Genomic DNA, 24,686 nt, shown 5'->3' with positions numbered 1-24,686 from the left:
TGTTCAGGACGCCTTGGGGAAAGCGTCATCTTCGCGGCGGGGAAGCCAACGCCGCAGCGAACGGGGCGTGCTGATCGGTGGGGCCGGCACAGGAACAGTCGGGAAGCTGCGTTGAAGCGGCGTTTCTTCAGCTGCGATCTCGTCCTTTTCGACGATCGTTTCTTCTTCAGCGACCACCCCGTTCTCCATCACCTCGCTCTCAATCAACAGGTCGTCTTCAGCCGCAATCTGCTCCTCGTCTTCGACGACCTCCTCGTCCTCAGCAACCACCTCGTCCTCAACGACGGCCTCGTTCTCAACCAAAACCTCGTCTTCAGGAGCAATCTCCTCCTCCATGACAGGCATTGGCGCAGCACTGAACCCATGGTTCGAAGCTGAAGGCTCCGGCAAGCTCAGATCAAGCTCAGCTGCTCCTTCAAAGCCGTAACGGTGAACCCACTGACTGATCAGACCCGCCAGCAAAGCCTGATCACCTGAGGTTCTGGCCTCCTGGATCTGAAGAGCCAGAGCGTTCTGTCGGGGTGACGGCTGCTGGAACGGAGAAGAAAGCACGGATTCAGGAAAGTTTGCGGTTGAGCAGAGGCCGAATCGCAAGAAACAGCCCGATGGTGAGGAGCAGAAGGATCAGCAGGCAACTGGTGCCGGTGACATCCCCATAGGGGGCCTCCAGCAGAACGGCCGAAAGATCCAATGGACCCTGGTAAGCCGCTCGAATGGGTTCTATCGCGAAGGTAAGGGGATTCAAGGCCGCAAGCCAGCCCAGCCAGGTCGGCATGAACGACAGCGGGGCCAAGGCCGTGCTGGCAAACAGCAACGGCAAGTTGGCAACGAAAATCACAGCGATCAACTCGATGTGCCCCGGTAAAGCGAAGGCCAGTCCAAGGCTGAGGGCCGTCACAGCAAAAACCAGCAGCAGCAACGTCACCAGCACCAGGGCCAAGCCGCTGATGCCGGGCCATCCGTAACCGAGCAGAGCTGCCGTGCCCATGATCGCCAGACTCTGCAACAGGCTCAGCGCTGTGATGTAGATCACCGACGCCAGCACGATGGAACTGCGGCTTCGCAGCGGTGCCACCAGCAGCCGATTGAGGAAACCGAATTCGCGGTCAAACATCACCGGCAGGCCGGCATTCAAAGCACCGCTGAAGGCCGTGAAGACAATCACTCCGGCACCAAGAAAACGTCCGTAGCTCATGCCCCCTGGCAACAGACCCTCAGGGGCATTGGCGAACAGTGCACCAAAAAGAATCAACCAGATCAGGGGTTGCAGAACCCCGGCGATCAAGGTTGAGGGGCGTCGCATCAACTGAAGAAACAAGCGCCGGGTGAGGGCCAACGTTTCCTGGCTGAGCTCGGCGAGGGCTCCGGATTGCTGCTGCTGAAGGGCAACAGATGCTGTTGGGGAAGTCATCGTTGGCACTCAACGCATGGATTGACGCTTTTCCTGTTTGACGTCGCGCTGGCCTGCGATGGCTAGTTCAGCGTCCATCAGGGTGCGTCCTGTGGCTTGAAGGTAGACATCATCCAGGCTGGGACGACTCTGGGCCAGGGCAAACACAGGCAAACCTGCAGCCTCGAGGGTCTGACGCAGCTGATCGATCACGGCCCCACCCTCAATCACCAGGTTGAGAGAAAACCCCTGGGAGCGGTTCACCACCACCTGACGCACCCCATCCAAGGGTTCGAGAAGGGCACGCACCTGGGTCGCCTCATCGGCATTGCTGAACTCTCGGATTCGCAGAGTCACGCGATCACCCCCAAGCCGTTGTTTGAGCTGGTCGGGGCTGCCTTCGGCAATCACACGACCGGCATCAATGATCGCCATCTGATCCGCAAGAGCCTCCACCTCTTCGAGGTAGTGACTGCTCAGCAGAACAGTGGTGCCCTCTTCAACCAGCTGACGCAGCAGCTGCCAGATGGCACTGCGGCTCTCGATATCCAGCCCCACCGTGGGTTCATCGAGCACGAGCAACCGGGGGCGGTGCAGCAGTCCGGCGGCTAGATCCAGACGCCGCCTCATGCCACCGGAGTAGGTGCCGCAGCGGCGATCAATCCAGTCGGCCATGGCGAGGCGATCAATCAGATCAGCGATGCGGCTATCGCGATCATTCCGCGGCAAGTGATAAAGATCACCTTGCAATTGCAGCAGTTCCCGGCCACTCAGGATCTTGTCGATGGCCACCTCCTGGGCCACATAGCCCATGAGCTGGCGCACGTCTCGTGGCTGGGCCAGACCGTCAACACCGCCAACGACAACTGAGCCGCTATCGGGGGCGAGCAGGGTGGCCAGGATGCGCATAGCCGTTGTTTTGCCGGCACCATTCGGTCCAAGAAGCCCGTAAAGGCACCCTTCCGGAACGGTGAGATCAAGCTCACGCAGGGCCGGTACCGCGCCGTATGCCTTGGAGATCTTCCGCAGTTCAATCAACGCCATCAGGCACCGTCAGGGACTTGCTCGGCCAATTCAGGGAATCTAGAGAGTGCTCAATGCACCCCCGTTGGCAGGGAGAGAAGCTGAATCACCTGGTGGGTGAAGCCTGAGGCCAGATCCGTCCGGCTGAGAATGAGCAGCAGGCAGACACCAAAGAGATAAAGGATCGACCAACGGAACAGAGCCTTGGCATTCACAAGACTGTCGGGATCCAGCGAAAGCCGATCGACGAGCTGCAGCAACCGAGCGTTGTAAGGAAGCAGCATCACGCCGTAGAAGGCGCCACCTGAAGGCAACGCAAACACGCCCAAACCACTGAGAAGAACGGTGATCCAGCCGTAGGTCTTGATCGCCCGTGCCGTCACCACAGGACCCTTCACCACGGGCAGCATGGGGATCCCGACAGCGCGATAGTCCTCACGCAACAACAGGGCCAAAGCCCAGAAATGGGCTGGCGTCCAGACCATCACCAGAGCGAACAGCCACCAGCCCCCGAGGCCAACATGGCCCGTGGCGGCAGCCGCCCCAACAAGGGGTGGGATGGCCCCGGCGACCCCACCGATGACGATGTTCTGGGACGTGCGCGGCTTGAGCAGGGCTGTGTAGAGCAGCACGTAACTGCAGAGGCCGAGCAGGGACAACCCAGCAGCGAGACAATTCACACCGCTCACCAGAAGCATCGCCGCCGCCAGGGTGCAGGCGATGGCGCCGATGAATGCACTGGTGGGCGACAGCCGACCGGAGGGGAGTGCGCGACCGCTGGTGCGGGCCATCCGGCCATCGAGATCCTGCTCCCACAAGCAGTTCAGAACCCCTGCAGCAGCGGAGGCAAGCGCCCCTCCCCCCAGGGTGCAGACGAGCCGAGGCGATGAGAGAGGCCAGCCTTCACTAAGAGCCATTCCACCAAGGGTGGTGGCCAGCAGCAGAGGGATGAGGCGGGGTTTGGCAACTTCCAGCCAGGCCGGAAGTTTCACCCGCTTGCGGGAGGGCACCACCTCCTCACGGGTCGGACGAACGGTTGCAGTGATTTCAGCCATGACAGGCCTCCAACGAGGTGTCGTCGAGGACGACGGAACGGGACGGTGAGGGGCGGTCCGGCGAGCGGACCAGAAGCGCCGCCAACAGAGCGATCAACAGGGCCGCCACGAGCTGATGGGCAACGGTCACTGCCGGTTGCGACAAGCCAAGACGAAGGGTGAAAACGCCAAGGGCCACCTGAATCAGCACCAGGAGAACGGCCCCACCCAGCCAGGGCCACTGCTGGCGAGCCCAACCACCCGCCAGGACTGCTGCCCCGGCGAAGCCGAGCACAACAACGACCACCGGCATCGCCGTCAGGCGATGGGAAAGAACCAGCTGGCAGGCCTCTCCTCCAGCAAGGCAACGCTGCCCTGCCCAGGCGGTGGCCATGCGACCTCCGAGCAGGCACTGCACAAAGACCGACATCAGGCCAAGCGATGCCCCGATGCGCCACCAGAGCGGCGCGACGACGGCAGTGGGATGAAGCAAGCGTTGGGTCAGCCCACTCAGAAGGGCCACAAGGGTGAGAGCGAGTGCCAGGTGGGCTGTCACCACACCGGAAGGCAGCAGCCGGGTCACCGTCAGCGCACCCAAGCCTCCCTGCATCGCCACCAGAACCATCAGACCGACGGCAAGCCAGGGCAGCCATCCCGGCAGCTGACGCCGCTGAAGCGTCGTCGCCACGGCCATCACCACCAGAGCAATGCCGATGACGAACGCATCGAGGCGGTGAAACCATTCAAGGAACACCTGAACATTCATCTGGCGCCCTGGTAACAACGAGCCGAAGCACAGGGGCCAGTCCGGGCAGGCCAAGCCGGCCTCCATGACCCGGGTTGCCCCACCGATCACCACCAAAGCGATCACGGCAACCACAAGGTGAGCTGATAACAACCCAAGACGTCGACGCAATGTCGACATTGAAGAAAGCATCATCGAACAAGCTCCATCCGATGCACCCAAACGGGATTGCTTGGACCGTAGCGATGCAGAAGATGACGTCACGCTGTGTGGATGTCTGCAACACAAATGAGGAAAAATCATCCCCTTTTCCTGACAGAAATAAGGCCTTAACAATCACTTCATGGAGAACCGCAGCCAGGCCCATACGCTGTTGAAAACCTGGGATTGATCAGGTGCAGATCCCATCCGCCATTCTCACGTTGGTGATCGGGATGGTCCTTGCTCTGGGCGGTCTTTGGATCGGCCAGAACATCAACCTCCTCCCCATCGATGCGAGCGCCAACGCGCCGATTTATGACGAACTTTTTAAGGTTCTATTCACGATTGGCAGCATTCTGTTTATCGGAATCGTTGGTCTTCTCGTCTTCAGCTTGATTCGCTTTCGGCGACGCAATGGCCAGATTGGCGACGGCGTGGCCATCGAAGGAAATCTGCCCCTTGAAATTTTCTGGACAGCTGTTCCTGCTGTTGTGGTGCTGTTTGTTGGCTTGTACAGCTACGACATTTACGACCGCATGGGTGGCATGGTGCCTCTGGCCCACGACCACATGGGCGAAGCCCACGAACAACAGATCTGGGGAGGCATCAGTTCAGGCTCGATTGAATCAGCGGCAGCAACAAATGTTTTGCCCGTTGAAGTGACAGCCATGCAATTTGCCTTCCTCTTTCATTACCCAGAGGGAGACATCACATCAGGTGAGCTTCATGTTCCAGCCGACCGGCCGATCACCCTGCGGATGGAAGCAAAAGATGTGATTCATGCCTTCTGGGTTCCTGAATTTCGTTTGAAGCAGGACGTCATTCCAGGCCAGCCAACCCAGCTGAGCTTCACCCCCACACGCACCGGCCGTTATCCAATTGTATGTGCCGAACTCTGTGGGCCTTACCACGGTGGAATGCGCTCCACCGTTGTGGTTGAAAGCCCGGAGGACTGGGACAGCTGGTACAGGGACAACGCCAAAGCCGCACCTGAAGACGAAACGCTCACCATCGCGAACGCCTGACATGACCATCAGCTTGCCCCCGGAGACATCCAGCCCTCCACGGCTTCAACCCAGTGGCTGGTTGCGGTATTTCAGCTTCAGCGTTGATCACAAAGTGATCGGGCTGCAGTACCTCGTCTGCGGCTTTGTTTTTTATCTGATTGGTGGCGCACTAGCCGGTGCCATTCGTACGGAACTCACCAGTCCCGTGTCCGACTTCATGGCACGGGATGTCTACAACCAGGTGCTGACCCTCCACGGCACAGTGATGATCTTTCTCTGGATCGTTCCCGTGGTGAATGGTGCTTTTGGGAACTATTTGATCCCCTTTTATGTGGGTGCTCGTGACATGGCCTTCCCACGCCTCAATGCCGTGGCTTTCTGGCTGATTCCACCAGCAGGTTTGATGCTGATCACCAGCTATTTCCTCACAGGAGCTGCGCAATCGGGCTGGACGGCCTATCCACCTCTCAGCATCACCACACCAGCAACTGGCCAGATCATCTGGATCCTGAGCGTGCTGCTCCTGGGAGGAAGTTCGATCTTCGGAGGCATCAACTTCATCGCCACCATTCTCAAACTGCGTCGCCCCGGTTTGAAATTGATGCAACTCCCCATGTATTGCTGGGCGATGCTGGGCACCAGCATTCTTGTGGTTCTCTCGACACCGGTTCTGGCGGGAACGTTGGTGTTACTGAGTTTCGACATCGTTGCCCATACAGGCTTCTTCAACCCCACCCTCGGGGGCAATGTGGTGGTTTACCAGCATCTGTTCTGGTTCTACTCCCACCCAGCGGTTTACATCATGGTCTTGCCGGCCTTCGGCTTGGTGAGCGAAATCCTGCCGGTTCATGCCCGCAAGCCGCTGTTCGGCTACGTAACGATGGTTTATTCGATTATGGCCATCGTTGTATTGGGCCTGATTGTGTGGGCGCACCACATGTTCACCAGCGGGACACCTCCCTGGATGCGCCTGTTCTTCACCATTGCAACCGCATTCATCGCCGTTCCCACCGGCATCAAATTCTTCAACTGGTTGGCAACACTCTGGGGCGGACGCATCAGCCTCAACAGCGCCATGCTGTTTTCCTGCGGCTTCATTGTGAACTTCGTGCTCGGAGGCATCACAGGGGTCGCCTTGGCGCAGGTGCCATTCGACATTCATGTGCACGACACCTACTTCGTCGTCGCCCACTTCCACTACATCGTCTTCGGTGGATCGGTGTTCGTGATCTTCGCCTCGATCTACCACTGGTATCCCAAGTTCACCGGCCGGATGCTCAACGAAGATCTCGGCCGCCTGCACTGTGCCCTCACCTTCATCGGCTTCAACCTGTGCTTCGGCCCTCAGCACTGGCTGGGCCTCAATGGGATGCCGCGACGCGTTGCTGAATACGACCCCCAATTCACCCTGATCAATCAGATCAGCTCCGTTGGAGCCCTGCTGATGGCCATCAGCACCCTGCCGTTCCTATGGAATGTGATCCACAGCGCCCTCAGTGGCCCAGTCGCAGGCGACAACCCCTGGAAAGCACTGACGCCCGAATGGCTGACCAGTTCTCCGCCACCGGTCGAGAACTGGATTGGTGAGGCCCCTCTGGTGGAAGAGCCCTACGGCTACGGCGTCCCGCCGGACGAGCTGGACCTGACCGCTGCCAGCGGTCGTGATCTCTGGAGCAGCGGCAAATGACCACCACACTTCCCACGAAGGATCAGAACCACAGCCACGGGGAGCATGCCGAGCATCCCGATCACCGCATGTTCGGCCTGGCCACCTTTCTGGTGGCGGACGCCATGACCTTCGCTGGCTTCTTTGCGGCTTACCTCACCTTTAAAGCTGTGAACCCCCTCCCGGATGGAGCCATCTATGAACTGGAGCTGCCCCTGCCCATCCTCAACACCATTTTGCTCCTGGTGAGCAGTGCCACCTTCCACCGGGCCGGCCAGGCGATCCGACAGGACGACCACGGCCGCTGTCGACGCTGGCTGCTGATCACCGCAGGCCTCGGCCTGGCCTTTCTGGTGAGCCAAATGGTGGAGTACTTCACACTCCCCTTCGGCCTCACCGACAACCTTTACGCCAGCACCTTCTTTGCTGCCACGGGATTTCATGGTCTCCACGTGACCCTCGGTGCCCTGATGATCCTGATCGTCTGGTGGCAGGCGAGGCAGCCACAGGGCCGTGTGACTTCAGCCGACCACTTCCCCCTGGAAGCGGCTGAGTTGTACTGGCACTTTGTTGATGGGATCTGGGTGATTCTTTTTGTGATCCTTTATCTGCTCTGATCCCTTGCCTTGATTGGCGAGCGTGGCCAGAATTCAGTTGAATCAACTCCTGAAATGCTGGTCGGCAAGGAACTGCTGGACAAGGCCAGATCGCTCAGCAATCGGCCGGAAGATGACATCGCCCGCGGCTGCGGCTATGTGGGCCCGAGTGGTCGTCTGCTCAAGAAGAGTTTTTATCGGGCCCTGGTGGAGGCCAAAGCGGCAGCCCAGGGATGGCAACTGCCGAAAAGCAGCAGCAGTTCCTCAGGCGGCAGCCGGGGTCGCCAGGCCGAATTCCGCACCCGTGTGCATGGCAACGGCAACCTGCTGATCGGCCACGCCTACACCCGTCGGCTCGGCCTGGAACCGGGCCAGGAGTTCAAGATCGAGCTGCAGCGGGACTCAGGAATGATCGTTCTTCAACAGATGGATCAAGACCAGCCGTGAGCCGCCAGCCAGCTGGCTGACAGAGTCCCATTCTTGTTCTGGCCATCGGCGTTTCCGGCGTCGGCAGCGGTGGCATGCAGCAGCCGCTCGGCGTAGCGGGCCAGTTGATCGGCCTCCAGATTCACAGTGTCCCCGACCGCCAGGTGTTTCAGGGTCGTCTCCTCCCAGGTGTGGGGGATGACAGCGAGGCTGAACGTCGTTCCATCGGCCGAACATTCAGCCACCGTGAGGCTGATTCCATCCACCGCGATGCTGGCCTTCTCACAGACGTAACGGCCGAATCGGGGATCCGACCAGCGGATCGACACGTCCCAGGAGTGAGGGAGGCTCTCCAGGTGGGTGACTTCACCGGTGGCATCCACATGACCGCTCACCAGATGACCACCAAGGCGGTCGCTCAGCCGAAGCGCCGGCTCGAGATTCACCGCTCCCCCACGGTCCGCCTTGCGTCCCAACGTGGTGCGGCGCAGGGTCTCCTCACTCACATCGGCGCGGAAACCATCCGCCATCAGCTCTGCCGCCGTGAGGCAGACGCCATCCACAGCCACACTGTCGCCGAGGGCCAGGGGGGCAAAGGGAGCACAACCCCAAACCACCACCGCCCCGGCACGGCGCTCAATCCTTCCCACTGACTGCACCAGCCCCGTGAACATCGCTCGCAGCAGCTCTCTGGCCATAATCGGATAGAGCTGCGCCGCCGACATGGTCGAAATGAGCGTCGCCGGAATTGCCCTCGATGCCGCCAGCCGCACACCCATGGTGCTGTTGCGGGATCCAAGCGGTCGACGTCAGGTGCCGATCTGGATCGATCAGGCGCAAGCCCACAACATCATGGCCGGATTGCAGGGGGGAGCACCACCACGACCCCTCAGTCATGACCTGATGGCAGCACTTTTGGTGGCTGGGGGGCTCGAACTGGAGCGCGTGATCGTGCACGCGATTGAGGACAGCACCTTTCATGCGGTGTTGAAGCTGAGGCCTGATCTGGACGAAGCGGAGTTGGCCGAAAACGAAGTGCTGGAACTGATCGAGGTGGATGCCCGACCCAGCGACGCCATTGCCCTGGCGATCCGCACGGGCAGCGGCATCTGGATGCTGGAAGAGGTGGTGGCGGAAGCCTCGATTCCAGTGGATGCGGAGGCGGATGCTGAAGATCAAAGCGCCTTCAGCCGTTTCGTTGACGACCTCAGCCCTGCCGCCTTGGTGCGCCATTTGCGCAACCAAGACAGCGAAGCGCCCTCGGAGGAGTGAACACCCGCGCCTTCGGCAGCGGCCGCCCCGTCAGCCTGTTCACCCTCGGCACGATGCGCGCCCTGAACTCAGCGGCGCAGATGGCCGAGGTGCTGGATGCAGCAGCGGAAGCTGGGATCAATCATCTGGAAACCGCCCCGGCCTACGGACCTGCGGAACGATTTCTTGGAGAAGCACTTCGCCATAACAGCCGGAAAGGATCAGACCACTGGGTGATCACCAGCAAACTGCTGCCAGGGCTGAGTTTCGAGGAAGGACAACGCCGCCTTGATCAGATTCTGGAGCGGCTGGGCTGTCCACAGCTCGACAACCTCGCCATCCATGGCATCAACCGGGAGGAGCATCTGGACTGGGCCCTGGCGGGCGATGGGTCCAAGCTTCTGGAGTGGGCCCTCAGCAGTGGCCGCGTCAGCCAGGTGGGCTTCAGCAGCCATGGCAGCAACCAGCTGATCGATCGGGCGCTGCGCAGTCTGCGCTTCAGTTTCTGCAGCCTGCACCTGCATTGGCTGGATCCCCAGCGCCTGCCCCTGGCCCGTTGGGCCCTGGAACACGGCCTCGGGGTGATGGCGATCTCCCCTGCCGACAAAGGCGGTCGCCTGCAGGCCCCAAGCCCAACACTGGTGGACGACTGCACCCCCTTTGCCCCCCTCGAGCTGGCCTACCGGTTCCTGCTGGCACAGGGCATCAGCACCCTGACCGTTGGTGCCGCAGCTGCAGGTGATCTTCAACTTGCCGCAACCCTGGCGCAGGCAGATGCCCCCCTCAGTCAGGCCGAGCAACAGGCTCTGATGACGGCAGAAAGGCGGCAGCAGGAACGGCTTGGCCAGGAGCATTGCAAACAGTGTCAGGCCTGCATTCCCTGTCCGAATGAGGTTCCGATCCCCGAACTCTTGCGGCTGCGCAATCTGGCCACGGGGCATGGGCTCAACGAATATGCGCAGGAGCGCTACAACCTCATCGGCCGTGCTGGCCACTGGTGGGAAGCGCACGATGCCTCCGCCTGTGAACGCTGTGGGGCGTGCCTTCCCCGTTGCCCGCATCACTTGCCCATTCCTGATCTGTTGGCGGACACCCACCAACGCTTGAAGGCTTCACCGCGACGGCGGCTCTGGAGCTGAATCACGCCAGCGCTCTTCCAATGCACGCCGGTCGTCGGGCAACAGCGGGGGCAGCGACCAGCAGCGCGACCAGGTGTCTGAAGACGGAAAGAGCAGAGGCCGCAGGCGCTCCGAAAGGGCGTTCTGATCCACAATCGCCCCTGACGATGCAATCGGCGCCCGCCATCCCTGCTGCACCAAGCGGCGACGCAGGGGATCCCGCCATCCCTGCTCAACCCAGCTCTGGGGAACCGGTTCACGACTGGCCTCTGGCCTGAGCAGAACAGTCCAGTGCAAGGGGGCACCGGAGGCAGGCAAGATCGCCCGAAGACGGGGGTCCCGCCCCAACAGAGCGATACAGCGGCTCAGCGGAAGAACCACCACCTTGGCCTCACCCTTGAGCAGCCAGTTGGTGGCTTGACGGTCGTCGTAGGTGAGAGTCTGGTGACGCAACGCAGGCAAAGTCTGGCCTCCGCCCAAATGGTCCGCCAGGCTCATGACCAGGCGTGGGCTGGCGGGAAGCACCACACGCCCTGCCATGGAGGAATCCAGCAACAGGGGCCACCCCTGCTGGATCATGGCCGGGTTATCCCGCAACAGCATCACCCAGGGGCTGACGGCCAGCGGCAACACCCGATCCTGCAGGGCACCGAGGCTGGCCAGCAGAGCCTTGGCCTGACCATCCAACTGGCTGACGAGCGGTTCAGAGGCAATGGGCTGGAGCGTGTCCGCCGGATGGGAATCGAGCCACCCATCACCCATCACCAGCACATCAGCACGCGCCTGATCCGCCGGCGTCCAATCCTGCTGGGCTGGAGCCAGTGTCAGGCGCCAGGGCTTGGGCAAGGCATCAGCCCACGGTTTCGGCAAAACCCCAGCCGGAGCCATCAGGGTTGGGGCGGAAGTCGCCGGACGACAGCCCGCCAGCAGCGCGGTTCCCATCGCCCCGATCATCTGGAGCACATGGCGCCGGTTCAGGGGACCCAACCGCTCACTCCAGACGTTCATGAGCTTGACGTTACGGGGCGACTGAGCAGCTGCTCCAGGGCATCCTCACAATCCAGCACCAGCTCGGCACAAGAGCATCCACGCAGCTGGGCGAGCAGCAAAAGAGCGCCCGCCCCCACCCCCTCTTTCACATAGCCGCGTTCGTAGTCCCGTAAGGGTTGATGGGTGCTGCCGTGAAAACGCACCCCACAGGCCACAACGGACAGTGCGGCAGCCAGGTGGCTCGCGGTGGCATCCACCAGCCCGCCGAAAGGGGACTGACCTGCAGCATCCGCTCCCTCATCAGCGAGCCAGCCGGTGGTGCCGATCAGCACCTGGGCCGCCAGGTGGTCCCGCTGAGGGGCCGGCAAAGTCTGCATCGCCAAGGCCAGAACAGCCAGCATCTGGCAACCGCCCCCCAACAACAACGGTTGTCCCGTGGACACCGCACCCACCAGCACCCCTGCGGTGAAGGCCTGAAAAGGGTCACCCACAGCGGCCAGGATCTGTTCGGCCGAAGGATGCGCACCAAGGGAGGCCTGCTGAAGCCCTCGGATCACAAGCTCCTGCTTGAGCTGCTGCGGCGGATGAAGCGCACTACCGCTGATCAGATGGCCCACCTCCACACCGAGGGCCGTCAACACCGCTTGAGCGGTTGTGGTCCCTCCTGGAACACACTCCGCAACCACCAGGGGGCGTTTCAAGCGCCGCCCCAGCCGTTCTCCCTGTCGCCACAACTGCTGCACCCGCGGCAATGGCATCGCCGCACCACTGGACAGACAAGCCGAGGGGCCTTGATCCAGGGGCTCAATGTCCAGGTGGGGAAAATCGGGTTTCTGGACCAAGCCGAGGGCCGCCACCTGCGGCGTCAAGTTCAGACGTCGCGCCGCAACATGGCTGAGCAGGGCGGGGGAGACTCCAGCGGGCAGAGGCGGCAGAGGCCAACGGCGCTTCCGGGCCGGCCCTTGGATCAGGAGCTCCGCATCAGCCAGGGCGGTGTAGCGCCGCGAAGCCACGGTGGATCCAGCGGCGGAAATCCCCTCATGCTCCGCCGTTCGTGTGGCCGCCAGAACGAGCAACAGATCTAGCGGTTGATCGTTGGAGGTCCAGGGGCGCAGTGCCGCTGCATCCAGAACGCTTGCACCGAGACGTCCCAGCTGCTGACAGCCCTCAGGAAACATCGAGGCTTCAGAGGGGATCGAGGGCAACGAGTCCATGCAGCAGCCTCGGGGGCTCCGGAATCGGTGATTTCAGGCGGGGAAAGATCCAGTACGCCAGCGCATGAAGGGACAGGACGTAAATGACCTCCTGAACCACCACCAACAGCAACGCCATCAACTGCACCTGGGTGAGATCCGGTGTGATCGGCAGATGCAGGGCCGCGATCAAGCGGTCCAGCAAAGCGGAACCGGCCCGGGTGATCACCACCCAGAGGTTTTCTCCCAGCAGCAACGAGAGCACGAGAACCCGCACCAAGAACCCTGCAGTTCCAAGAACGATGCCCCCCGACCAGCTCAGCCACCAGCTGATCCCCCGGCACCAGCTCCAGCCCAGCCAAAGCGACAAAAGCCCGTAGGGAAACAGCAGCAGCGGCCCACGCAAAGGGCCCATCAAGGCCGTGAGCAGAAGCACAGAGAGCAGCAGCCCCTCGACACCGGAACGGCTGCCGCGACGCAACTGCAGAAGAATCAGGGGCAGGGGAAGGGCCAGCCGGAACAGCGCCCCACCGACCGGTAAGTAGTAGAGAGCCAACCAGATCAGCCCCGTCGCGGCCGCAAGATACGCCCCCTCAACCAGCCTCAGAGCCTGCTGGCGGCTCAACCGGGGGTTCGCGTCGGTCATGGTTCGACCCGCTCAATCCGTTCCACCGCGAATCCAACATCCGCCTCACGCAGGGCGCGGGTGACGGCTTCAGCAGGAGCGGCAGGGTCCGCTCCGGCCAAACGGATGGTGATCCGGTAAGGCTCCTGGGGCTGACGCTGGGATAACACCGTCTGCGGTTTCGGCTGCGGATCAGGCTCAGGAGCATCCGTTGCCTCAGGCAAGGAAACAGGTTCGGCCCCCGGCGTGGAGGGGCGCTCAGCAGTGGGGCTGGCAACCGATGGGCTGACAACTCTTGGGCTGGTCTTCACAGCCGGCATGGGCTCAGCGGCCTGGGCGGGCCTGGCTTCAGGCACCGCAAAGGATCGCTCCAACTGCTCGGCGACCGGTGTACCGGCACAGGCCTGCAGGAACCCCACAGGCAGCAGCCAAAGCAAACGGACCATCAATTGTCAGCCGGCTTGATCACCCGCACCGCACTGGCCCTGAGCCGACCGGTCTTGGTGGTGGCAGGGGGTTTCTTGGCGGCTGGTTTTTTGGCGGCTGGCTTCTTGGCCGCCGTTTTTTTCGCAGTGGTTTTACGACCGCCCTTCTTCGATGCTGCCTTGGCGGCAAGCAGTTCCACCGCCTCCTCAAGGGTCACATCGTCAGCACCCTTGCCTTCCGGCAGGGAGGCATTCACCTTGCCCTGTTTGACGTACAGGCCGTAAGGGCCGTCATAGACCTGAATCGTTTCATCACTGCCCTCTGGCTTACCGAGGTCTTTGAGGGCGGTGCGTCCACCCCGACCCCGTTTGGGCATGGCCAGCAGCTCAAGGGCACGGCTCAGCCCTACCGCCAGAACATCGTCATCTCCCTTGAGCGATCGGTAATCCTTCTCGCCCTTGCCCTTGTCCCAGACGACATAGGGGCCAAAGCGACCCAGCCCCGCCTGAATGCGACCACCATCGGGATGTTCGCCGAGAAGACGCGGCAAGCGGAGCAGTCCGAGGGCATCCTCCAGGGTGAGATCTTCCGGCTTCTGCCCCTTGGGGAGAGACGCGCGTTTGGGCTTGGGATTCTCATCACTCACCTGACCTCGCTGCACATAAGGGCCGTACTGACCGAAGAGCAGGTAGACCAAATCCCCCGTTTCCGGATCCTCACCGATGGCTTCTGGGCCGTCGGCCTTTTGTTTGAGAATCAGTTCGGCCTGCTCTTCATCCAGATCAGCCGGCGTGATCTCCCGGGGCAAGGTGGCCTTGATCAGCTCTTCCTCACCGTCGTCGCTGACCCGTTTGGCCTCCAGGTAGGCGCCAAAACGGCCGATGCGAACCACGGAGGACAAGCCCTCCAGATCAATGGTGCGGGATGCACCGGGATCGATGTCTCCCTCCCGCTGCTGCACCTGGTTTTCAAGACCCTCGTCACCCTTGTAGAAGCCCTCGAGGTAAGGCAGCCACTGCACCTTGCCGTGGGAGATCTCATCAAGGGTGTTCTCCATCCGGGCGGTGAAGCTGGTGTCCACCAGTTCAGGGAAATGCTCCTCGAGCAGCGCCGTCACCGCAAAGGCGGTGAAGCTGGGGGTCAGGGCATTGCCCAGCAGCGTGGCGTAGCCGCGATCCACGATCGTTCCAATGATCGAGGCGTAGGTCGACGGCCGGCCGATGCCCTCCTTTTCGAGCATCTTCACCAGCGATGCCTCGCTGAAGCGTGCCGGGGGCTGGGTTTGATGGCCGAGGGGCTCAACGTTCTTCGGCTCCGGTGCATCGCCAACGCTCAACGCCGGCAGCAACACTTCCTGACCCTCGAGGGCCGCGTCCGGATCATCACTGCCCTCCACATAGGCGCGGAAGAAACCGGGGAAGTCGATGCGTTTGCCGCTGGCCCGGAAACTGGCCTCGCCTGAGCTGAGATCCACCGACAGCATCGTGAGCCTGGCTTCAGCCATCTGGCTGGCCACGGTGCGCTTCCAGATCAGCTCATAGACCGCCAGATCTCGCCCATCAAGTCCGGTCTCACCGGGGGTTCGGAAGCTTTCGCCCGACGGACGAATCGCTTCATGGGCCTCCTGGGCATTGCGGGCTTTGGTGCTGAACTGCCGCGGCCCTTTGCTCAGATACTCCTTGCCGTAGAGGCTCTCCACGCAGTTGCGGGATGCGTTGATCGCCTGATCCGACAAGTGAACCGAGTCGGTCCGCATGTAGGTGATGAAACCGCGTTCATAGAGCCCCTGGGCACAGCGCATGGTTTCCCGGGCTGAGAGGCGCAGCTTGCGATTCGCCTCCTGTTGGAGGGTGCTGGTGGTGAAGGGAGGCACCGGCTTGCGCACGGTGGGCTTCTCCTCCACCGCATCCACAGTCCAGGCACTGGATCGCACGGATTCAGCCAAGGCCTTAGCCTCGCTCTGGCTGAGCAGCCGCACGGCACTGCCCGCCTTCAGCCCGCCGGTGCTCTCGTCGAAATCGTTGCCGGTGGCGATCCGCTGGCCACCCACATGGGTGAGCTTGGCCTCAAAGCCACTGCCCGACTGCTCAAGCTGGGCCTTGAGGTCCCAGTAACTGCCGCTGCGGAAGGCGCGGCGGGCCCGTTCCCGTTGAACCAGGAGCCGAACCGCAACGGACTGCACCCGCCCGGCGGAGAGTCCCCAGGCCACCTTTTTCCAAAGGAGAGGGGACAGGGTGTATCCCACAAGGCGATCCAAAATGCGCCGGGTTTCCTGGGCATGGACCAGCTCCATGTCCAGATCGCGGGTCTGATCCAGGGCCTTGCCGATGGCCTCCTTGGTGATCTCGTGAAACACCATGCGCTTCACCGGCACCTTCGGCGCCAGCAGCTGGAGAAGATGCCAGCTGATGCTTTCACCTTCCCGGTCTTCGTCCGTCGCCAACAGCAACTGATCAGCACCCTTGAGGGCGTCCTTGAGTTCGCGAACCGTCTTCTTCTTGTCCTTCGGGACCACGTAGAGCGGCTCGAAATCCGCCTCGGTGTTCACACCGAGGTTGGCCCATTTCTGCCCTTTGGCCGATGCCGGAATCTCGCTGGCGTTGTTGGGAAGGTCGCGGACATGCCCCATGGAGGCTTCGACCTTGAATTCCTTGGGAAGGAAGCCACGGATGGTCTTGGCCTTCGTGGGGCTCTCAACGATGACGAGGGTGTGCGCCACTAGCGGCAGGTAAACCGTTCCCCTTCTTTATCGCACCGAGCAACGCTCTGCATGACCGTTGGCGCGTCAAGCGCCGCTACAGTCGCCGCAGCGCAACGGTTCCAGGCTGCCATGCCCGACATGGGTGCTTTCCTTCTCGCCACCCAGGCCACGGCTGCCCCTGGTGAGCTGCTGAATCTCTCTCTCAACGCCTCCGCCGTTCTGCCCGAAGGTGCAGTTCTGCTGGCGATGATCGCCACCCTCTTGGTGGACCTGGCCGGCGAAAAGGTCGCCGCACGTTGGGTGCCGCCGATTTGCTATCTCGGCCTGAGCACCTCCCTGGTGCTACTCGCCCTGCAGTGGAACGCACCGCTGGAGCCCTCGTTCCTTGGAGCCTTCCTCGCCGACAACCTGGCAGTGGCATTCCGGGCTGTGATTGCCCTGTCCACGCTTCTGTCGCTGCTGATCAGCTGGCGTTACGCGGAGAAGAGCGGCACACCCGTTGGCGAGTACGCCGCCATCCTTCTCGCCGCAACCCTTGGCGCCATGCTCCTCTGCGGGGCAACGGATCTGGTGAGTGTGTTCATCTCGCTAGAGACGCTCTCCGTCGCCAGCTATCTGCTGTCGGGCTACATGAAGCGGGATGCCCGCAGCTCGGAAGCAGCACTCAAATATCTGCTCGTGGGATCGGCAGCCGCTGCTGTTTTCCTCTACGGCTCTTCTCTGCTGTACGGACTGAGCGGCAGCACCAGCCTCGACACCATCGGCCTGGCTCTGCAAACCAGCACCACACCTCTGGCGGCTTTGGCCCTGGTGTTCGTCTTGGCCACCGTTGCATTCAAGATCGCAGCCGTTCCCTTCCACCAGTGGACGCCTGACGTCTACGAAGGCTCACCAACCCCTGTGGTGGCTTTCCTTTCTGTGGGTTCCAAAGCAGCCGGATTCGCCCTGGCTCTTCGCATCCTTGTGGGTTGCTTTGGTGCCTTCGACGATCAATGGAAATTGCTGTTCACCGTTCTGGCGGTGTTGAGCATGACCCTGGGCAACGTTGTTGCCCTCGCCCAGACCTCGATGAAGCGCATGCTGGCCTACAGCTCGATCGGCCAAGCCGGCTTCGTGATGATCGGCATGGTCTGCGGCACCGAGGACGGTTTCGCGGCCATGGTTCTGTACATGGCGGCCTACCTGTTCATGAACCTGGGGGCCTTCGCCTGCATCATCCTCTTCTCGATCCGCACAGGAAGCGATCGAATTTCCGATTACGCCGGGCTTTATCAGAAGGATCCCCTGATCACCCTTGGTCTGAGTCTTTGCCTGCTTTCTCTGGGTGGCATTCCGCCAATGCTGGGTTTCTTCGGAAAGATCTATCTGTTCTTTGCCGGTTGGGCGAACCACGAATACCTGCTGGTGGTGGTTGGCCTGGTCACCTCCGTGGTGTCGATCTACTACTACATCTCCGTCATCAAAATGATGGTGGTGAAGGAGCCCCAGGAGGCCTCCGATGTGGTCAAGGCCTACCCCGACGTGAATTGGTCCTTGATGGGAATGCAGCCGCTTCGTGTTGCCCTGATTGGATGTGTGGCGATCACCGCAGTTGGCGGAATCCTCTCCAATCCCCTGTTCCAGTGGGCCAACACAGCGGTTGCAGGAACGCCATTGCTTCAGCAGGCCATCGCCCTGTCCAGCCTGAAGGGTCTTGGCTGAGGCTGTGCAGCAGCCGGTTGCTGAGCTCAAGGGGATCAGCAAGATCTATGGGTCTGGTGATCTCGAAGTCAAAGCCCTTGACCAACTGAATCTCACCGTCCAAGAGGGGGATTACCTGGCGGTGATGGGGGCCAGCGGCTCAGGCAAGAGCACGGCAATGAACATCCTTGGCTGCCTTGACCGGCCCACCAGCGGGACCTACCGGCTCAATGGCATGGCCGTTGAACAGTTCGATGACGATGCCTTGGCCGACGTACGCAACCGCTCGCTCGGATTTGTCTTTCAGCAGTTCCATCTGCTCGGCCACGCCAGCGCCATGGAGAACGTGATGCTCCCGATGATCTATGCGGGAGTGCCCAGGGAGGAACGGATCGAGCGGGCCGAATCGGCCCTGCGCCGCGTTGGCCTGGCGAAGCGTTTGGAGAACAAGCCCAATCAGCTCTCCGGTGGGCAGCAACAACGGGTGGCCATCGCCCGGGCCATCATCAACCGCCCCAGTCTGCTGCTGGCGGACGAACCCACAGGGGCCCTGGATTCCAACACCACCGCCGAAGTGCTGGAACTGTTTGATGAACTCCACCAACAGGGCATCACCCTGGTGATGGTGACCCATGAAGATGATGTGGCGGCCCGAGCACAACGCATTGCTCGCTTCCAGGATGGTCGGGCGCTCACAGGATGCCCACAATGAGTGCAGTGCCCCTGCGCTAATGGAGGAGACCCCCAAGGCTCTTCGTGTTGCAGTCGTGGAGGATGACCCGCGCATTCAGCAGCTGATCAGTGCTGAAATCACCGATGAGGGGCACGCCTGCATCTGCTTCGGATCCGCAGAAGACTTTCTCGACGAAGCCGGCTCTGATCGTTTCGATCTTCTGCTGCTGGACTTGATGCTGCCCGGCATGGACGGCCTGGCCTGCCTGAAACAACTGCAGCTCCAGGCCTCTTCCCAGCCTGCTCTGAGGGTGGTGATCGTGACGGCTCTCAATGATGCCGACAAGAAACACGAAGCTCTGGCGAACGGAGCCGAGGCCTACGTGCTCAAGCCGGATCTGTTCGAACAGCTGCCGCAACTGCTCCAGACCCGTTCGATGTTCTGACTTTCAGTCGCAACCGAACAATCGTGGTGGTTCCCTCCGATGAGGGCTTCTGGTGGAGCTCCAGCGTTCCTCCACACCCCCTCACCAGTTCGCTCGCCAAGGCGAGCCCCAAACCAGGGCCCTCCACCCTTTGACCATCCCGTTCGGGCTTGCCCCGGAAAAACGGTGCAGACCAGCGTTCCAGATCCTCCGAAGCCACAGGAGCGTCAAGGCTCTGACTAGCGAACTCCAGGATGCAATGGTCGAGCCCGTCACTCCCAGCAAGGCTGAGCTGAATCGGCATGGATCGATTGGCGTGCTGGCAAGCGTTGTCGAGCAACTGATCCAACGCCAGCATCAAGGCCCGAGGGTCGGTTTGAACCACCAGTTCATCCCCCCGTTCCAGACCCTTCAGCTGGAGACTCGGCGCCAGCTCCCGAGAGGCTTCATACCAGCGCTGAAGCAGCGGCACCAGGAGGTGGTCGCCACAACTGACCACATCCGGATCCACCTCCAGGCGTGTGAGCAGCGAGAGATGCCCGAGCAACTTCTGGATCCGCGCCATTTCCTCGCGGGCCATCGTGAGCCGGGAGCTGACGGCCTCCGGGAGAGCACGCAGCCGAGCAATCCGACTGTCGGTGAAGGAATACGACCTGCTGAATTTCCTGATGCGGAGCGCAGGCCGCGTGCTTGAACGCCAGGAAATCATGCACGGTGTTTGGGGAGAAAATTTTTATGGGGACGACAATCTTCTCGACGTCTACATCCGCTACCTGCGTCAAAAAGTCGAACTGGACGATGCGCCAACCCTCATCCACACCGTGCGCGGTGTCGGATTCATCCTCAGGGAACAATTAAACTGACGTCGCTGTTTCGCGCGGAGTCGCTTCAGCTCTGGGCTAGGGCTGATCGCGTTCAAGACTGCGCAACACCTGGCCCAGCAGCAGCGAGACAGGATCCTTGTTGGCATGCATCACCGAGGAAAGATCCAGATCCCCTGGATCAACGGCCTGCCAACCGGCCCGCGATGGTGTGCGCAACTCGAAATGCAGATGCGGCCCTGTGCTGAGGCCTGTGCTGCCGACGCGGCCAATCACCTCTCCCTGGCGCACCGGCTGACCGGGTCGCACATAGATCTCCGAGAGATGGCCATAGAGCGTGCGGCGCAAAGGCTGGGTGTGTTCCAGCTCGATGGCGACGCCATAGCCACCGGCAAGACCACTGCTTAAGACCTGCCCCGAAAGCGCAGCCACCACCGGCGTGCCCTCCGGTGCTGCAAAGTCCCGCCCGGCATGCATCAGCCAGCTCCCCAGGATCGGATGCAGACGCCAACCGAACCCACTGCTTTTAAAAGCGTCTCCAACCACCGGGAAGAGCAGTTGACGGTCGCCATTGCCGGGGGTGGGCAGCGGACGGGGCGTGACCGCAAAGACGGATTCCAGCCGAAAGGTGCCGCCATCGCGGGCGAGAAGCGCTGACACGGGAACACGCAACGGTTGGCGGGAGGGGATCAAGCGAACCCGTGCTGAAGCCGGTGCCCCCGGCGAACGCCTGGCCACTCCGGAAGCGCAGTCCTGGCGGGACAGAGCACCGGTGCGACAGGCCTCTTCAAAACGGCTTCGTTCTATGGGAACCGCCGCGCCACCGCCCCGGAGCAGCTTGCGCTCCTGGGACGTGATCACCCGTTGGCGAACCAGACCATCGAGCGACTGATCAAAACCCTGCGCAGCCGCGGCTGGAACCAACATCCAGATCAGCGCGAACCAAGCAAGCAAGGGACAAGACGGTTTCGCCGGGAAATCCTATGGATGGGACACCAACTCAGGGCCAGCGGCGCCAGGTTTCAGTCCTTGAACCCTGACGCAACTGCAGCCCTCCATCGCGTTCAAGGCCAGCAATCCTCCAGATCTGACCGTCTTGAGGATGGACGAGCTGATCGGACCAGAGCCGGGCCTGAACGCCATCGAGGCACCAGGCCCCATCGCCTCCGATGCCGTGACAGTGATCGAAGGCCAGCAAAACCTCCGCCGTCCACCGGATCGGATCCGCAGCCTGCTGGCCTTCCAGCTTTCGCAGGGCTATGGCATGACCAGGAACTGCATTCCGCACATTCAGGCCCAGACCGATCCGCAGCAGACGCAGCTGGGAGCCACGCTGCACCACCCCAGGCAGAAGGCCCGCCAATTTGCGGCCGTTCACGAGCAGGTCATTGGGCCATTTGATCTGAACCGAAAGGCCCCGCTGCTCCAGCCGTTGCACCACCGACAGGGCCAGCGCCAAGCCAAGCAAGCCGGCCTGACCAGACCCATGGCTCCGCCAGGGCAAGGCAGCACTGATCCAGACACCACCTGGCGGAGAAACCCAGGCGCGCCCCCACTGGCCGACTCCCCGGCGTTGGTGGGTGGCAATGACGGCGCGAGGCCCCATCAACGACGGCTGATCGCGCAACCAGGTCCCCAGCAGGTGCTCCGTGCTGCTGCACACAGGCACGTGGCGGATGGTCCAGTGGCGTGCCGACGCACCAGCGAGGCGGCGATACATCGCCATCAACCGTCCACCACCGCGGTGTGGGCATCGATGCTGAGGGAGGCGTGGATCAGTCATCCATCGCATCCGCCAGACGCGATGCAGCGTCCACCAACTCATTCACCGGCCGCACCAGCGCCATGCGCAGCCACTGACGACCGCCGCCACCAAACCCAGACCCAGGGGTCAAGGCGACACCACTGCGCTGAAGCAGTTCTCTGGCGGCATCTTCATCACTCCAACCCCGACGTTGGGCCGCATCAGGCAAGGAGAACCAGAGGTACATCGCCATCTCTGGACAGGGGACCGACCAACCGCGTGCCCTGAGGGTCTCAACCACTCGATCCCGTCGTTCGCGATAGGTCGGATGCAGTTGCCGCGGCCAATCGGGGAAGCATTGCAAGGCCTGGATCGCACCCTGCTGCAGAGCCAGGCTCTGGTTGAAATCGATGACGGCCTTGGCGCGACGCAGGGCGGCAATCAGCGGTGCAGCACCAACCGCGAAACCGAGCCTGAATCCCCCAAGGCACCAGCCCTTCGAGAGGGAAAAGAATTCAATGCCGCACTCCCTCCAGCTCGGAGCCTGCAGAAGAGCGGGAGGCTCTCCATCCAGGGCGAGATCCACATAGGGATTGTCGTGAGCGATCACCACGTCGTGCCGGGCCGCAATCGCCGTGATGCGATTGAGATCCTCCTGATCCCCCACCCGAGCTGAAGGGTTGTGGGGATACCCCAAAACAAACAGCTTCAGTTGATCCCAGAGCTGGGGGCTGATGGTCGACAAATCCGGCCGCCAGTCGTTTTCAGGGGAGAGGGCCAAGGCCTTGGTCCGGGCTCCTGCCAGGTGCAATCCACCGGTATGAGACGGATAACAGGGGTCCAGATGCAGAGCAGCATCACCGGAATCAAGCAACGCCAACGGCAGGTGGGCGGTTCCCTCCTGGGATCCCACCAACAACTGGACCTCATGATCAGGATCCACCGCAACGTCGAAGCGATGGCGACACCAGTCCGCGACTGCGGCATGAAAAGGCCTCAGTCCGGCCTGAAGGCAATAGGAGCTGCTGTTGGACGCCATGACCGCTGAGGCCATGGTTTCCAACAATGCCGTGGGCGGCCGGAGATCAGACGATCCAATGGAGAGATCCACCAGATCCGGTCGCTCTGAAGAAGAGGTCTGGAGCCGATAAGCCTGCTTGGCAGCGTCAACACGGGCAAAAACAGCGTTGCCCAGCGAGGCAAGCCGCTTAGAGGTTGGCATCCAAGAAGGACTGCAGCTGCGGTTTGGCGATGGCCCCTTCATGCCGCGCCACCACTTCACCGTTGCGGAAGAGGATCAGCGTGGGAATGCCCTGCACCTCATAGGCATCACGGGTCTGGGGATTGGCATCCACCTCGAGCTTGCCGACGCTGACACGATCGCCGTAATCACTGGCGACCCAATCCATCAACGGAGCGATCAGTCGGCAGGGGCCGCACCAGGCAGCCCAGAAATCGACGAGGACCGTGCCGGAAGCCTTGAGAACTTCACGTTCAAAACCAGCGTCGGTGAAATCGGCAACAGCTCCAGCCAAGGCACTCAAATGACTGAACTGATCCTATGGAAAGCCGGAGGACTTTCCTCGGTTGATCAGAGCTTGTCGATGGATCGTTTCAAGTCTTCGAGTTCAGCATCCACCTCTTCCACCTGCACGGGCTTCACGGCCTCGGAGGCCTCGGATGCGGGGAGAGCAACGGCTTCCGGGCCTCCTTTCAGCTGAGCGCGCAACGCCTCGAGATCATCATCAACGCCACCACCGCTCTCCAAAGCCGCGAACTGACTCTCCAGATCAGATCCAGCCAGTTCAGCCGCAGCCTGACCGGTGGCTTCCAGGGCCTCAACCTTTTCCTCCATCCGCTCGAAGGCCGCCATGGCGGAATCTGTGCCGATGCTGCCAACGGCGCTCTGCAACTGCTGCTGGGCCTTGGCCGCCTGGGCCCTGGCCTTGAGCATGTCCTTCTTGGTCTTGGCCTCAGCGATCTTTCCTTCGAGGGCAACCAGACTCTTCTTGAGCGATTCCACTTGGCCGTCTTGGGCCTGCACCTGGGCCGTCAGCGAGGTTGCTGTCTCCTGGAACGTCTTGCGGCGGGTCAATGCTTCCCGAGCCAGGGATTCCTCACCCTTCTTCAACGCCAGCTCAGCACGCTCGTACCAGGTCTTGGATTGAGCTGCAGCCTGCTCAGCCTGGCTGGTCAGTCGTTTCTGACTCGCAATCGCCAGGGCGACGGCCTGCCGCAACTTGACCAAATCCGCCTGCATGTCAGCGACGGATTGATCGAGGATCTTGGCCGGGTCCTCCATGCTGCTGACGGCAGCGTTGGCGTTGGCACGAACCAGCCTGCTCAGCCGATCAAAGAAACCCATGACTTGGCCTCAGACGCGCTGAGATTAGCGAGGTTCCTGCAGCAGTTCTGCCTAGGATCGATGGATGGCGGTTGCACCTGAGTCACAACGTCGTCGCCTACCGGGCCTGGAGCTGCTCCAGTCAGCTGCACCAGCGCCGGCGGAACCCTTGCAAACCTGCCTGAGCGCGCTGCAGAAAGAGTGGCGCAAAGATGACCACTTGGCGGCGCTTTGGCAGGACTGGCCGAGAGTTGCGGGAGCCCAACTGGCACCGCACTGCCGCCCCCTATCACTGCAACGCGGGGTACTGACCGTGGGAGCCAGTCATCCCCAATGGCGCCAGGCTCTCCTCTACAACAAGCCTCAACTGATCAGCGCCCTGCATCAAGCCGGCCACGCGGTGCGTGATCTGCGCATTCAGCAACACCACCCCCTTCAATCCGCGGTACTGGAGAGCGAAGCCAGCATTTGGGCCCAGCATCCGAGCCGCACCGATGTCCATGGCATGGGGACATGCCCGGACTGCAGCAGACCAGCGCCCAACGGAGAAATCAAGCTCTGGGGTCACTGCGGTTTTTGCCATCGCCAGACCTTGTTTCCGTCTTAAG

Annotated in this window: 27 protein-coding genes and 1 pseudogene; 11 read left to right on the top strand and 17 right to left on the bottom strand. The window is 61.7% G+C overall.

Annotation, left to right across the window (positions count from 1 at the left end):
- Positions 1-3 precede the first annotated feature (3 nt).
- The 5 genes from SynA1562_RS03105 to SynA1562_RS03085 are packed head-to-tail and all read right to left on the bottom strand — an operon-like array spanning position 4 to position 4,387.
- Positions 4-552 carry a hypothetical protein gene (locus SynA1562_RS03105; RefSeq protein WP_186494710.1) on the bottom strand — a complete coding sequence of 183 codons (549 nt, stop codon included), beginning with the start codon at positions 550-552 and terminating at the stop codon, positions 4-6.
- Positions 553-556: 4 nt separating this feature from the next.
- The gene (locus SynA1562_RS03100; protein ID WP_186494709.1) at positions 557-1,411 is read right to left on the bottom strand and encodes an ABC transporter permease; all 855 of its coding nucleotides are present in this window, start codon (positions 1,409-1,411) and stop codon (positions 557-559) included.
- A 9-nt stretch (positions 1,412-1,420) separates the two neighbouring features.
- Positions 1,421-2,434, bottom strand: coding sequence for an ATP-binding cassette domain-containing protein (locus SynA1562_RS03095; protein WP_186494708.1), 1,014 nt, complete (start codon positions 2,432-2,434; stop codon positions 1,421-1,423).
- Between the two features lie 50 nt (positions 2,435-2,484).
- Positions 2,485-3,468, bottom strand: coding sequence for a heme o synthase (locus SynA1562_RS03090; RefSeq protein ID WP_186494707.1), 984 nt, complete (start codon positions 3,466-3,468; stop codon positions 2,485-2,487).
- A complete protein-coding gene (locus SynA1562_RS03085; RefSeq protein ID WP_186494706.1) occupies positions 3,461-4,387 on the bottom strand; it encodes a heme A synthase in 927 nt (308 codons plus the stop codon). The genes SynA1562_RS03090 and SynA1562_RS03085 overlap by 8 nt, the downstream gene beginning before the upstream one ends.
- 200 nt (positions 4,388-4,587) lie before the next feature.
- Here SynA1562_RS03085 and SynA1562_RS03080 point away from each other — a divergent pair, with 200 nt between their 5' ends.
- Genes SynA1562_RS03080 through SynA1562_RS03065 form a run of 4 tightly spaced genes read left to right on the top strand, consistent with a single transcriptional unit; the run spans position 4,588 to position 8,109 of the window.
- The gene (locus tag SynA1562_RS03080; RefSeq protein ID WP_186494705.1) at positions 4,588-5,418 is read left to right on the top strand and encodes a cytochrome c oxidase subunit II; all 831 of its coding nucleotides are present in this window, start codon (positions 4,588-4,590) and stop codon (positions 5,416-5,418) included.
- Between the two features lies 1 nt (position 5,419).
- A complete protein-coding gene (gene ctaD / locus SynA1562_RS03075; protein ID WP_186494704.1) occupies positions 5,420-7,087 on the top strand; it encodes a cytochrome c oxidase subunit I in 1,668 nt (555 codons plus the stop codon).
- On the top strand, positions 7,084-7,683 hold the full coding sequence (locus SynA1562_RS03070) for a cytochrome c oxidase subunit 3 (protein WP_186494703.1): 600 nt from the start codon (positions 7,084-7,086) through the stop codon (positions 7,681-7,683). The genes ctaD and SynA1562_RS03070 overlap by 4 nt, the downstream gene beginning before the upstream one ends.
- Before the next feature lie 54 nt (positions 7,684-7,737).
- Positions 7,738-8,109, top strand: a complete 372-nt coding sequence (locus SynA1562_RS03065) for an AbrB-like transcriptional regulator (RefSeq protein WP_011363609.1) — start codon at positions 7,738-7,740, stop codon at positions 8,107-8,109.
- Here SynA1562_RS03065 and SynA1562_RS03060 read toward each other — a convergent pair.
- Positions 8,094-8,762, bottom strand: a complete 669-nt coding sequence (locus SynA1562_RS03060; RefSeq protein ID WP_186495272.1) for a riboflavin synthase — start codon at positions 8,760-8,762, stop codon at positions 8,094-8,096. The genes SynA1562_RS03065 and SynA1562_RS03060 overlap by 16 nt on opposite strands.
- A gap of 49 nt (positions 8,763-8,811) precedes the next feature.
- Between SynA1562_RS03060 and SynA1562_RS03055 the strand changes: the two genes are divergently transcribed.
- Together SynA1562_RS03055 and SynA1562_RS03050 are read left to right on the top strand one after the other, a co-directional pair.
- Positions 8,812-9,360 carry a bifunctional nuclease family protein gene (locus SynA1562_RS03055; protein ID WP_186494702.1) on the top strand — a complete coding sequence of 183 codons (549 nt, stop codon included), beginning with the start codon at positions 8,812-8,814 and terminating at the stop codon, positions 9,358-9,360.
- Positions 9,357-10,478: an aldo/keto reductase gene (locus tag SynA1562_RS03050; protein WP_186494701.1), complete on the top strand. Its 1,122-nt coding sequence runs from the start codon at positions 9,357-9,359 to the stop codon at positions 10,476-10,478. Before SynA1562_RS03055 ends, SynA1562_RS03050 begins: the two co-directional genes overlap by 4 nt.
- Here the strand turns inward: SynA1562_RS03050 and SynA1562_RS03045 are convergent.
- Genes SynA1562_RS03045 through topA form a run of 5 tightly spaced genes read right to left on the bottom strand, consistent with a single transcriptional unit; the run spans position 10,452 to position 16,410 of the window.
- Positions 10,452-11,444 carry an ABC transporter substrate-binding protein gene (locus SynA1562_RS03045; RefSeq protein WP_255445700.1) on the bottom strand — a complete coding sequence of 331 codons (993 nt, stop codon included), beginning with the start codon at positions 11,442-11,444 and terminating at the stop codon, positions 10,452-10,454. The genes SynA1562_RS03050 and SynA1562_RS03045 overlap by 27 nt on opposite strands.
- Positions 11,445-11,461: 17 nt before the next feature.
- Complete coding sequence (locus SynA1562_RS03040; RefSeq protein WP_186494699.1) at positions 11,462-12,661, bottom strand: nicotinate-nucleotide--dimethylbenzimidazole phosphoribosyltransferase; 1,200 nt, start codon at positions 12,659-12,661, stop codon at positions 11,462-11,464.
- Positions 12,633-13,286 carry a DUF2232 domain-containing protein gene (locus SynA1562_RS03035; RefSeq protein ID WP_186494698.1) on the bottom strand — a complete coding sequence of 218 codons (654 nt, stop codon included), beginning with the start codon at positions 13,284-13,286 and terminating at the stop codon, positions 12,633-12,635. The genes SynA1562_RS03040 and SynA1562_RS03035 overlap by 29 nt, the downstream gene beginning before the upstream one ends.
- On the bottom strand, positions 13,283-13,711 hold the full coding sequence (locus tag SynA1562_RS03030) for a hypothetical protein (RefSeq protein WP_186494697.1): 429 nt from the start codon (positions 13,709-13,711) through the stop codon (positions 13,283-13,285). The genes SynA1562_RS03035 and SynA1562_RS03030 overlap by 4 nt, the downstream gene beginning before the upstream one ends.
- Positions 13,711-16,410, bottom strand: a complete 2,700-nt coding sequence (gene topA, locus SynA1562_RS03025) for a type I DNA topoisomerase (protein ID WP_186494696.1) — start codon at positions 16,408-16,410, stop codon at positions 13,711-13,713. Before topA ends, SynA1562_RS03030 begins: the two co-directional genes overlap by 1 nt.
- 111 nt (positions 16,411-16,521) lie before the next feature.
- Between topA and SynA1562_RS03020 the strand changes: the two genes are divergently transcribed.
- Genes SynA1562_RS03020 through SynA1562_RS03010 form a run of 3 tightly spaced genes read left to right on the top strand, consistent with a single transcriptional unit; the run spans position 16,522 to position 19,190 of the window.
- The gene (locus SynA1562_RS03020; RefSeq protein ID WP_186495271.1) at positions 16,522-18,093 is read left to right on the top strand and encodes an NAD(P)H-quinone oxidoreductase subunit N; all 1,572 of its coding nucleotides are present in this window, start codon (positions 16,522-16,524) and stop codon (positions 18,091-18,093) included.
- Positions 18,086-18,784 carry an ABC transporter ATP-binding protein gene (locus SynA1562_RS03015; RefSeq protein WP_186494695.1) on the top strand — a complete coding sequence of 233 codons (699 nt, stop codon included), beginning with the start codon at positions 18,086-18,088 and terminating at the stop codon, positions 18,782-18,784. The genes SynA1562_RS03020 and SynA1562_RS03015 overlap by 8 nt, the downstream gene beginning before the upstream one ends.
- 19 nt (positions 18,785-18,803) lie before the next feature.
- Positions 18,804-19,190 (top strand): response regulator, encoded by a 387-nt coding sequence (locus SynA1562_RS03010; protein ID WP_186494694.1) that lies wholly within the window; start codon positions 18,804-18,806, stop codon positions 19,188-19,190.
- Here SynA1562_RS03010 and SynA1562_RS03005 read toward each other — a convergent pair.
- Entirely contained in the window at positions 19,132-19,749 is a 618-nt protein-coding gene (locus tag SynA1562_RS03005) for a HAMP domain-containing sensor histidine kinase (protein ID WP_186494693.1), read from the bottom strand. The two genes, SynA1562_RS03010 and SynA1562_RS03005, sit on opposite strands and share 59 nt — an antisense overlap.
- 40 nt (positions 19,750-19,789) lie before the next feature.
- Between SynA1562_RS03005 and SynA1562_RS03000 the strand changes: the two are divergent.
- Positions 19,790-20,032: pseudogene (locus tag SynA1562_RS03000) on the top strand (winged helix-turn-helix domain-containing protein); the annotation flags it as partial.
- Between the two features lie 36 nt (positions 20,033-20,068).
- Here the strand turns inward: SynA1562_RS03000 and SynA1562_RS02995 are convergent.
- The 5 genes from SynA1562_RS02995 to SynA1562_RS02975 form a co-directional block, all read right to left on the bottom strand.
- Complete coding sequence (locus SynA1562_RS02995; protein ID WP_186495270.1) at positions 20,069-20,917, bottom strand: M23 family metallopeptidase; 849 nt, start codon at positions 20,915-20,917, stop codon at positions 20,069-20,071.
- A gap of 73 nt (positions 20,918-20,990) precedes the next feature.
- Positions 20,991-21,782 carry a biotin--[acetyl-CoA-carboxylase] ligase gene (locus SynA1562_RS02990; protein ID WP_186495269.1) on the bottom strand — a complete coding sequence of 264 codons (792 nt, stop codon included), beginning with the start codon at positions 21,780-21,782 and terminating at the stop codon, positions 20,991-20,993.
- Positions 21,766-22,956, bottom strand: a complete 1,191-nt coding sequence (locus SynA1562_RS02985; RefSeq protein WP_186494692.1) for an aminotransferase class I/II-fold pyridoxal phosphate-dependent enzyme — start codon at positions 22,954-22,956, stop codon at positions 21,766-21,768. Before SynA1562_RS02985 ends, SynA1562_RS02990 begins: the two co-directional genes overlap by 17 nt.
- A complete protein-coding gene (trxA, locus tag SynA1562_RS02980) occupies positions 22,943-23,269 on the bottom strand; it encodes a thioredoxin (protein WP_186494691.1) in 327 nt (108 codons plus the stop codon). The genes SynA1562_RS02985 and trxA overlap by 14 nt, the downstream gene beginning before the upstream one ends.
- Positions 23,270-23,325: 56 nt before the next feature.
- The gene (locus SynA1562_RS02975; protein ID WP_186494690.1) at positions 23,326-24,099 is read right to left on the bottom strand and encodes a PspA/IM30 family protein; all 774 of its coding nucleotides are present in this window, start codon (positions 24,097-24,099) and stop codon (positions 23,326-23,328) included.
- Between the two features lie 64 nt (positions 24,100-24,163).
- On the opposite strand from SynA1562_RS02975, the gene SynA1562_RS02970 reads away from it, so the two are divergent.
- Entirely contained in the window at positions 24,164-24,685 is a 522-nt protein-coding gene (locus SynA1562_RS02970) for a DUF721 domain-containing protein (protein ID WP_186494689.1), read from the top strand.
- The last annotated feature ends 1 nt before the right edge of the window (position 24,686 follow it).

The sequence above is a fragment of the Synechococcus sp. A15-62 genome, from assembly GCF_014280075.1.
Classification (GTDB): domain Bacteria; phylum Cyanobacteriota; class Cyanobacteriia; order PCC-6307; family Cyanobiaceae; genus Parasynechococcus.
Note: the sequence above shows the minus strand (reverse complement) of the source record. Positions and strands in the feature narration are given on the sequence as shown.

Bases quoted from the DNA above. Each gene is read 5' to 3' on its own strand.
- SynA1562_RS03085 (WP_186494706.1), bottom strand. From the start codon at position 4,387: ATGATGCTTTCTTCAATGTCGACATTGCGTCGACGTCTTGGGTTGTTA.
- SynA1562_RS03055 (WP_186494702.1), top strand. From the start codon at position 8,812: ATGGTCGAAATGAGCGTCGCCGGAATTGCCCTCGATGCCGCCAGCCGC.
- SynA1562_RS03030 (WP_186494697.1), bottom strand. From the start codon at position 13,711: ATGGTCCGTTTGCTTTGGCTGCTGCCTGTGGGGTTCCTGCAGGCCTGT.
- SynA1562_RS02975 (WP_186494690.1), bottom strand. From the start codon at position 24,099: ATGGGTTTCTTTGATCGGCTGAGCAGGCTGGTTCGTGCCAACGCCAAC.
- SynA1562_RS03070 (WP_186494703.1), top strand. From the start codon at position 7,084: ATGACCACCACACTTCCCACGAAGGATCAGAACCACAGCCACGGGGAG.
- SynA1562_RS03005 (WP_186494693.1), bottom strand. From the start codon at position 19,749: ATGGCCCGCGAGGAAATGGCGCGGATCCAGAAGTTGCTCGGGCATCTC.
- SynA1562_RS03100 (WP_186494709.1), bottom strand. From the start codon at position 1,411: ATGACTTCCCCAACAGCATCTGTTGCCCTTCAGCAGCAGCAATCCGGA.
- SynA1562_RS03035 (WP_186494698.1), bottom strand. From the start codon at position 13,286: ATGACCGACGCGAACCCCCGGTTGAGCCGCCAGCAGGCTCTGAGGCTG.
- ctaD (WP_186494704.1), top strand. From the start codon at position 5,420: ATGACCATCAGCTTGCCCCCGGAGACATCCAGCCCTCCACGGCTTCAA.
- SynA1562_RS03090 (WP_186494707.1), bottom strand. From the start codon at position 3,468: ATGGCTGAAATCACTGCAACCGTTCGTCCGACCCGTGAGGAGGTGGTG.
- SynA1562_RS03065 (WP_011363609.1), top strand. From the start codon at position 7,738: ATGCTGGTCGGCAAGGAACTGCTGGACAAGGCCAGATCGCTCAGCAAT.
- SynA1562_RS02995 (WP_186495270.1), bottom strand. From the start codon at position 20,917: ATGTTGGTTCCAGCCGCGGCTGCGCAGGGTTTTGATCAGTCGCTCGAT.
- SynA1562_RS02970 (WP_186494689.1), top strand. From the start codon at position 24,164: ATGGCGGTTGCACCTGAGTCACAACGTCGTCGCCTACCGGGCCTGGAG.
- SynA1562_RS03095 (WP_186494708.1), bottom strand. From the start codon at position 2,434: ATGGCGTTGATTGAACTGCGGAAGATCTCCAAGGCATACGGCGCGGTA.
- SynA1562_RS02985 (WP_186494692.1), bottom strand. From the start codon at position 22,956: ATGCCAACCTCTAAGCGGCTTGCCTCGCTGGGCAACGCTGTTTTTGCC.
- SynA1562_RS03060 (WP_186495272.1), bottom strand. From the start codon at position 8,762: ATGTTCACGGGGCTGGTGCAGTCAGTGGGAAGGATTGAGCGCCGTGCC.
- SynA1562_RS02990 (WP_186495269.1), bottom strand. From the start codon at position 21,782: ATGCGATGGATGACTGATCCACGCCTCCCTCAGCATCGATGCCCACAC.
- SynA1562_RS03020 (WP_186495271.1), top strand. From the start codon at position 16,522: ATGCCCGACATGGGTGCTTTCCTTCTCGCCACCCAGGCCACGGCTGCC.
- SynA1562_RS03010 (WP_186494694.1), top strand. From the start codon at position 18,804: ATGGAGGAGACCCCCAAGGCTCTTCGTGTTGCAGTCGTGGAGGATGAC.
- SynA1562_RS03040 (WP_186494699.1), bottom strand. From the start codon at position 12,661: ATGGACTCGTTGCCCTCGATCCCCTCTGAAGCCTCGATGTTTCCTGAG.